The organism is uncultured Pseudoalteromonas sp., from assembly GCF_963922945.1.
GTDB lineage: Bacteria > Pseudomonadota > Gammaproteobacteria > Enterobacterales > Alteromonadaceae > Pseudoalteromonas.
Genome location: NZ_CAWUKC010000050.1, coordinates 21,469 through 27,645, shown reverse-complemented (window position 1 = coordinate 27,645; position 6,177 = coordinate 21,469). Strand labels below are relative to the sequence as shown.

Below are 6,177 nucleotides of genomic sequence, written 5' to 3'. Positions count from 1 at the left end.
GAATGAAAGGAATGGGGTCAAATCTTGACTTCATACATCATAATTTCTCACAGCCCAGTTATCACTCTTTGTTGAAATACTAACGAATACTGCAAACAGATAGCCAAAAACTAATGACTTATTTTAATTTTTAGGCACAAAAAAGCCCGCAGCGTTAACTGCGGGCTTTTTTGTTGAATGAGTGAGTTAGCCATATAAGCCGGGTTCTGTCCTTTCCGAAGAAAGTGATAATCATTCGTCTAGGCCATAAATCGCTCTATGGCTCAAGCAACCTACCCGGTTCTCACGTGGGCCACGCGTTCATTATTTAAAATGATAGAACCCTATTTGGTCTTGCTCCGAGTGGAGTTTACCTTGCAACCAACTATTACTAGCGGCCCGGTGCGCTCTTACCGCACCCTTTCACCCTTACCAACCCGAAAGCTGGCGGTCTCCTCTCTGCTGCACTTGTCGTGGACTCACGCCCCCCAGCCGTTAGCTGGCACTCTGCCCTGTGGAGCCCGGACTTTCCTCCCCCTGTTCATTTTCGTCACAGGCAGCGATTATCTTGGCTAACTCGGCGCGCAGTATACATGAGCTGCGCCTTGTACGCAGTAAAGATTTACGCTTTTTCGTCAATAATTGTTTTATACAGGGCGTTTTTCTTCATTCCAAAGTATTCAGCTACTATGCCGCACGCTTTTTTCATCGGCATTTCGTTTTCAAGTAGCGTTAGCATTTTACGTGCCTCGGGTGGAATATCGTCCACAAGCTTAGGTTTGCCTGGCAACATTAAAACAATTTCGCCGCGTTGCTTAGTGGGATCATCAGTTAAAAATTGCTTAAGCTCACTCACTGTGCCGTTAAAAAAGGTTTCAAAGGTTTTGGTTAGCTCTTTTGCAAATACCACTTGTTGCTCATTACCAAGTGCCGCTTCTAAATCATCTAGGCTTGCCATAATACGGTGCGTGCTTTCGTACATGATGCTGGTAATGCCTGAATTAACAGCCTCAATAAAAAAATCTTGCCTTGCTTTACTTTTAGCCGGTGTAAAGCCAATAAACTGAAAGCGATCAGTTGGCAGGCCCGAGCAGCAAACCGCAGTAATTGCAGCACACGCACCGGGCACGGGTGTTACATGTGCACCATGCTCGCGGCACAGATTTACAACGGCATAACCTGGATCGCTTATTAGCGGTGTGCCGGCATCTGACACCAGCGCGATATTTTTGCCTTCATTTAGCCAATCAATAATCTGCTGCGCTTTTTGCTTTTCGTTATGGTCATGTAATGCGAAGGTTTTAGCCTTAATACCAAAGTGGCTTAGTAGCTTACCGGTGTGGCGCGTGTCTTCAGCAGCGATTAAGTCAACCTGCGATAATGTCGCGATGGCACGCTGACTTAAGTCGTCATAATTGCCAATTGGGGTGGCAACAATGTAAAGAGTGCCAATTTTCTGTGAATTCTCCTCATTTAACATTGAGGTCTCCTGCGTCAGTCAGTAATATAAGCAAATCGCGTTAACGTATTGGGAAATCATTGTGCGACTTAAACTTGTTAGTCTATTAATTATATTGTCAGGGTTATCGGCCTGTAGCACAACCGAAAAACCAACTAAAAATAGCGATAGCATTAACAGCAGTGCGAATGCGCTGCAAAATCAAGCAACCAGTGCTGATGCTATTTATAAATTAGCGTTAAGTCGCACCGGTGCCGATAAAATTCAATTACTTTATAGTGCGCGTGATGCGGCTATTTCGGAGCAAAGCTGGCCATTACTTGAAAACATTTGTAATGAGCTTGAGCAAACCCCAAGTGTAGATAAAATTCAAAACCGCTTATACATTGCTTATGCACAAAAGCAGCAAAATAAAAACGACCAAGCGCTCGTTATTTTGCAATCGCTCGATGGCCAACTTAAACAGCCTGAACACTTTGCATGGCATCAATATTTAACTGCTAGCATTTATGCATCACAAAACTTTCCTAAGCGCGCTGCGCCTTACTTTTTTAGAGCTTCAGAAACAGCAAATAAAAATGATATTGAGATCCCTTCTTTGCAGCAGGCGCTATGGGACAACTTAACTAAGCTGTCTTCTTATGCGCTGGAGCGCTTTAATCGCGGCTCTGTTATTCAGCAAGGTTGGACTAATTTGGCTTTGTATCATCAGGTTTATGCAAACAGCGGTGTAGAGCTGGATCAAGCTATTAATAATTGGCGTCGTCGTTACCCAGGTCACCCTGCAATGGCTATTTTACCTAAGCAAGACGAAGCCCTAGCCGACCTAGCCCCTGTAAATATTGAGCGCTTAGCTGTGCTAATACCGCAATCAGGCGCTAATGAGCGTTTAGGAGATGCCCTTAAAGCGGGTATTTTGGCGGGCCTTGATAAGCAAACAATTAACGATACCATTTTTATAGATGAGAACCTTTCGACCCAAGCGTTAAACGAGCAGCTAAGCCAATTTAACCCTGACTTTGTAATTGGGCCATTATTAAAAGCGAATATTGATAAACTTGCACAAGCTAAAACACTGATTGATATTCCTTCATTGCACTTAAATACATACGATGGTGAGCGACTCTCGCTGCAACATTACTTTTTTGCTTTAAACCCTGAGCATGAAGTGCAGCAAGCGCTGGAACATTTTTTAGCCAAAGGTTATCAAAAACCTATGCTACTTGCGCCTAATAATGCCAATGGCCAACGTTTGGTTGAATACTTTAATATTCAGTGGCAGCGTTATAGCGAAACCAAACCACAAATTGGTTTTTATAATGATAATAAAGACATGCCAAATACAATTGCTAGCTTGCTAGAAGTTGATAAATCTAAACAACGTATTAAAACGGTTAAGTCTTTATTTAAACAAGAGGTTGAAAGCGAAACTCGCTCGCGTAGTGATATTGATGCTATTTATATTTTAGGTGATGCCATAGAAACACGCCTAATAAAGCCTTATTTAGATGTAAACGTAAGTACGTTTGCACAGCGTATTCCATTGTACGCCAGCTCTAAAAGCCACAGTAAACAGATAGACCGTACCGACAAAGGCGATTTAGAAGGACTCTACTTTACAGAGCTGCCGTGGATGCTTAACGCTTCAGTTAAGCAGCATAATTTACGAAACCAATACAACACGCTTTGGCCAGAAAATGCTGATATAAGCCAACGCTTATTTGCAATGGCTTACGATGCTGTGTCGGTGCTGAGCGATATTAGGCAATTGAGCCTAATGCCCGGTAATAAGTTTGCAGGTTTGAGTGGCAAGCTTTCAGTGAATACCAGCGGGCACATAGAGCGCACGCTTGATTGGGCACAATACACAAATAGACGCATAAAAGCAGTACAGCTTGAAACAAAGCAGCCCGTGCCTTTATTTATGCAATCGGCTAACGAAAGTAATACGCTGACTTTTGATTAATTAGGAGCGGCTATGTCGTGGTTTAAAGCACTGTGGCAAAACAGCCGAGAAAAAGGTCAGTACTATGAACGCCAAGCAGAAAAGTTTTTAATACAACAAGGGCTCACGCCGATTGAACGCAATTACTATTGTTCTTTTGGTGAGCTTGATGTGATTATGAAACACGGCGATACGCTTGTATTTGTAGAAGTTAAGTTTCGTCAAAATAATGCCAGAGGCGGCGCAAATTATGCTCTTGGCACTCAAAAACAAGCTCGATTAAAACGTACTATTTATCACTACTTGGCAGCAAAAAACTTAACTAACCAGTCAATAAGAGTCGACTACGTGGCCATTACGGGCGAAGGGCCAAATAATTTGAACTGGATTAAAAGCGTACTTTAACCATACACAAACAAATTAGTGAAACGCCTAGCAACAAACAAAAATGATGAATAAATTATTGGTAGTCTATGCAAGATACAATTAAAGAAATTTTTACAGAAAGCATTCAAGTACAAATAGCAGCAGGCGAAGTACTGCCAAGCGCACTCGAGTCTGCGGCATTTACTATTGCACAGAGTTTAATTAATGGTAATAAACTTCTTTGCTGCGGCACGGCCAACTGCCATATGTTAGCGCAGCACATGGCCGGCGTATTAGTTAATCACTACGAAACTGAGCGCCCTTGCTTACCTGCTATTGCACTGTCTCAAGACAACATTAATTTAGGGCAAAATAGCCAAGTAGATGAACATGATACCTTTGCCCGCCAAGTACGTGCCTTTGCACAACAAGGCGACTTACTGCTTGCGTTAGCGATTAATGGTAACGAAAAACATATAATTTCTGCTGTAGAAGCTGCACTTACTAAAGATATGAAGGTCATAGTGATGGTAGGTGATGACGGTGGAGAACTTGTTGGCTTATTAGGCCCAAACGATGTAGAAATTCGCCCACCTTCTAAGCGCCCTAGCCGCATTATTGAATCTCACTTAGTTAACTTACATTGTTTAAGTGAACTGGTTGATTTAACTCTTTTCCCGCAGGATGAAAATTATGTTTAAACGCTCTCTTATTGTTTTAGGTACTGTTGTTTTACTACAAGGCTGTGCAGCCGCCGTGGTTGCAGGAACAGCTGGTGCAGTAACTGCAGCAAATGATCGCCGCACCATTGGCTCTCAAATAGATGATAATAATATAGAAATTAAAGCTAGTATTGCGCTGAGTGAAGTTGAACGACTTGAAAAGTTTGCCAATGTAGACGCTATAAGCGTAAATGGCATTGTTTTATTGGTAGGCCAAGTAGCAAACCAAGAAATGAAAAACCAAGCTCAGCAAAGCATTGAGGGGCTTTCAGGCGTACGTAAAATACATAACCAAATCAGAATTGGTTCAAATATTGGGATTACTACGCAAACACACGATTCGTGGCTTACCTCTAAAGTTAAGGCGCAACTTTTAACAGCTAAAAATATCCCGAGTAACAATATTAAGGTAGTAACAGAAAACGCTGAGGTATTTTTAATGGGCCTAGTGTCATCATCTGAATCTGATCAAGCCGTAGATATTGCCCGCAATGTATCAGGCGTTGAGCGCGTTATTAAAGTATTTGAATATTTATAGCAGATATAAAACGCTTATTAAAACACATAAAAAAACCGCTTAATTAGCGGTTTTTTTTAAATTTAAACGTTACTTAATAACGCGCAAATGTGAGCCTTTTTTCTTTTCAGGCTTTTCTGGCGGAGTCTCATCGACAAACTCTTCTGATGTTTCTACACTTTCAAGCTCTGGTGCAAAATCGTCTTCGTCCTCTAAAAACTCTTCTGCAGTAAAGACTGTTCCTTCGCCATTTTCACGTGCGTATATTGCCAACACAGCACCAACAGGCACATAAACCTGCATTGGCTGCCCGCCAAAACGTGCGTTAAAGCTAAGTTGTTCCATATCTAACGAAAACCCAGTAACGGCTGAAGGGCTTATATTAAGCACTATTTGGCCATCTTGCACAAACTGCGTAGGCACCTGCACTGCGGGGTAGTCTGCATCAACCACTAAGTGCGGTGTGCAATCGTTATCTACGATCCAATCAAAAAAAGCACGTAGTAAATAAGGACGATTAGGCGTCATTATGAACGGATCTCACGCTCAGCTTCGGTCAATGAAGCTTGGAATGATTCGCGCTCGAATAAACGGATCATGTATTCTTTAAGCTCTTTAGCACCTAAGCCGTTAAGATCTATGCCTAACTGCGGTAAACGCCATAATAGCGGAGCTAAATAACAATCTACTAAGCTAAACTCTTCACTCATAAAGTAAGGGGCTTCGTTAAAGATTGGCGCAATTGCTAGCAACGCTTCAGTCAGCTCTTTACGAGCCTGAGCAGCATCTTCAGTATTATTAGTGATTTTTTCAGCGAGGCTGTACCAATCAGTATCAATACGGTGCATCATTAAACGGCTACGACCACGCATTACCGGATATACAGGCATAAGTGGAGGATGAGGAAAACGTTCATCAAGGTATTCCATGATGATGTTTGCCTGATATAAGCCAAGCTCACGGTCAATCAGTGTCGGAACTGTACCGTAAGGGTTAATTTCGTGAAGTGCTTCTGGCAAGTTATCCTTTTCAGCCAAATGAATATCTACACTTACACCTTTTTCTGCAAGCACAATGCGTACTTGGTGGCTATACATACAGTTAGCACCAGAAAAAAGGGTCATTACAGGGCGCTTATTGGCAGCTACGGCCATGCCTATACCTCCATTAAATAACTAAAACAGCAATA

The 6,177-nt window shown here is 42.2% G+C and carries 7 protein-coding genes and 1 other RNA gene; 4 read left to right on the top strand and 4 right to left on the bottom strand.

Features of this window, described 5'->3' with window-relative positions; translation table 11 throughout:
- Positions 1 to 179 precede the first annotated feature (179 nt).
- An RNA gene (gene rnpB / locus AABI99_RS11700) (RNase P RNA component class A) lies at positions 180 to 558 on the bottom strand.
- A gap of 43 nt (positions 559 to 601) precedes the next feature.
- Positions 602 to 1,459 (bottom strand): 16S rRNA (cytidine(1402)-2'-O)-methyltransferase, encoded by an 858-nt coding sequence (rsmI, locus tag AABI99_RS11695; protein WP_338365964.1) that lies wholly within the window; start codon positions 1,457 to 1,459, stop codon positions 602 to 604.
- A 61-nt stretch (positions 1,460 to 1,520) separates the two neighbouring features.
- Here rsmI and AABI99_RS11690 point away from each other — a divergent pair, with 61 nt between their 5' ends.
- From AABI99_RS11690 to dolP, 4 genes are all read left to right on the top strand, one after another.
- On the top strand, positions 1,521 to 3,404 hold the full coding sequence (locus AABI99_RS11690) for a penicillin-binding protein activator (RefSeq protein WP_338365963.1): 1,884 nt from the start codon (positions 1,521 to 1,523) through the stop codon (positions 3,402 to 3,404).
- Positions 3,405 to 3,416: 12 nt separating this feature from the next.
- The gene (locus tag AABI99_RS11685) at positions 3,417 to 3,788 is read left to right on the top strand and encodes a YraN family protein (protein ID WP_338365961.1); all 372 of its coding nucleotides are present in this window, start codon (positions 3,417 to 3,419) and stop codon (positions 3,786 to 3,788) included.
- 68 nt (positions 3,789 to 3,856) lie between these two features.
- Positions 3,857 to 4,450, top strand: a complete 594-nt coding sequence (locus AABI99_RS11680) for an SIS domain-containing protein (protein WP_338365960.1) — start codon at positions 3,857 to 3,859, stop codon at positions 4,448 to 4,450.
- Positions 4,443 to 5,009: a division/outer membrane stress-associated lipid-binding lipoprotein gene (dolP, locus tag AABI99_RS11675; protein ID WP_338365959.1), complete on the top strand. Its 567-nt coding sequence runs from the start codon at positions 4,443 to 4,445 to the stop codon at positions 5,007 to 5,009. Before AABI99_RS11680 ends, dolP begins: the two co-directional genes overlap by 8 nt.
- A gap of 69 nt (positions 5,010 to 5,078) precedes the next feature.
- On the opposite strand, the gene AABI99_RS11670 is transcribed toward dolP, so the two are convergent.
- Together AABI99_RS11670 and sspA are read right to left on the bottom strand one after the other, a co-directional pair.
- Positions 5,079 to 5,516 (bottom strand): ClpXP protease specificity-enhancing factor, encoded by a 438-nt coding sequence (locus AABI99_RS11670; RefSeq protein ID WP_338365958.1) that lies wholly within the window; start codon positions 5,514 to 5,516, stop codon positions 5,079 to 5,081.
- Positions 5,516 to 6,142: a stringent starvation protein SspA gene (sspA, locus tag AABI99_RS11665; protein ID WP_338365957.1), complete on the bottom strand. Its 627-nt coding sequence runs from the start codon at positions 6,140 to 6,142 to the stop codon at positions 5,516 to 5,518. Before sspA ends, AABI99_RS11670 begins: the two co-directional genes overlap by 1 nt.
- Positions 6,143 to 6,177 lie beyond the last annotated feature (35 nt).

What these genes read in the sequence shown, in the direction of transcription:
- rsmI (WP_338365964.1), bottom strand. Translation starts at nt 1,459, where the DNA reads ATGTTAAATGAGGAGAATTCACAGAAAATTGGCACTCTTTACATTGTT.
- AABI99_RS11685 (WP_338365961.1), top strand. Translation starts at nt 3,417, where the DNA reads ATGTCGTGGTTTAAAGCACTGTGGCAAAACAGCCGAGAAAAAGGTCAG.
- AABI99_RS11680 (WP_338365960.1), top strand. Translation starts at nt 3,857, where the DNA reads ATGCAAGATACAATTAAAGAAATTTTTACAGAAAGCATTCAAGTACAA.
- dolP (WP_338365959.1), top strand. Translation starts at nt 4,443, where the DNA reads ATGTTTAAACGCTCTCTTATTGTTTTAGGTACTGTTGTTTTACTACAA.
- AABI99_RS11670 (WP_338365958.1), bottom strand. Translation starts at nt 5,516, where the DNA reads ATGACGCCTAATCGTCCTTATTTACTACGTGCTTTTTTTGATTGGATC.
- sspA (WP_338365957.1), bottom strand. Translation starts at nt 6,142, where the DNA reads ATGGCCGTAGCTGCCAATAAGCGCCCTGTAATGACCCTTTTTTCTGGT.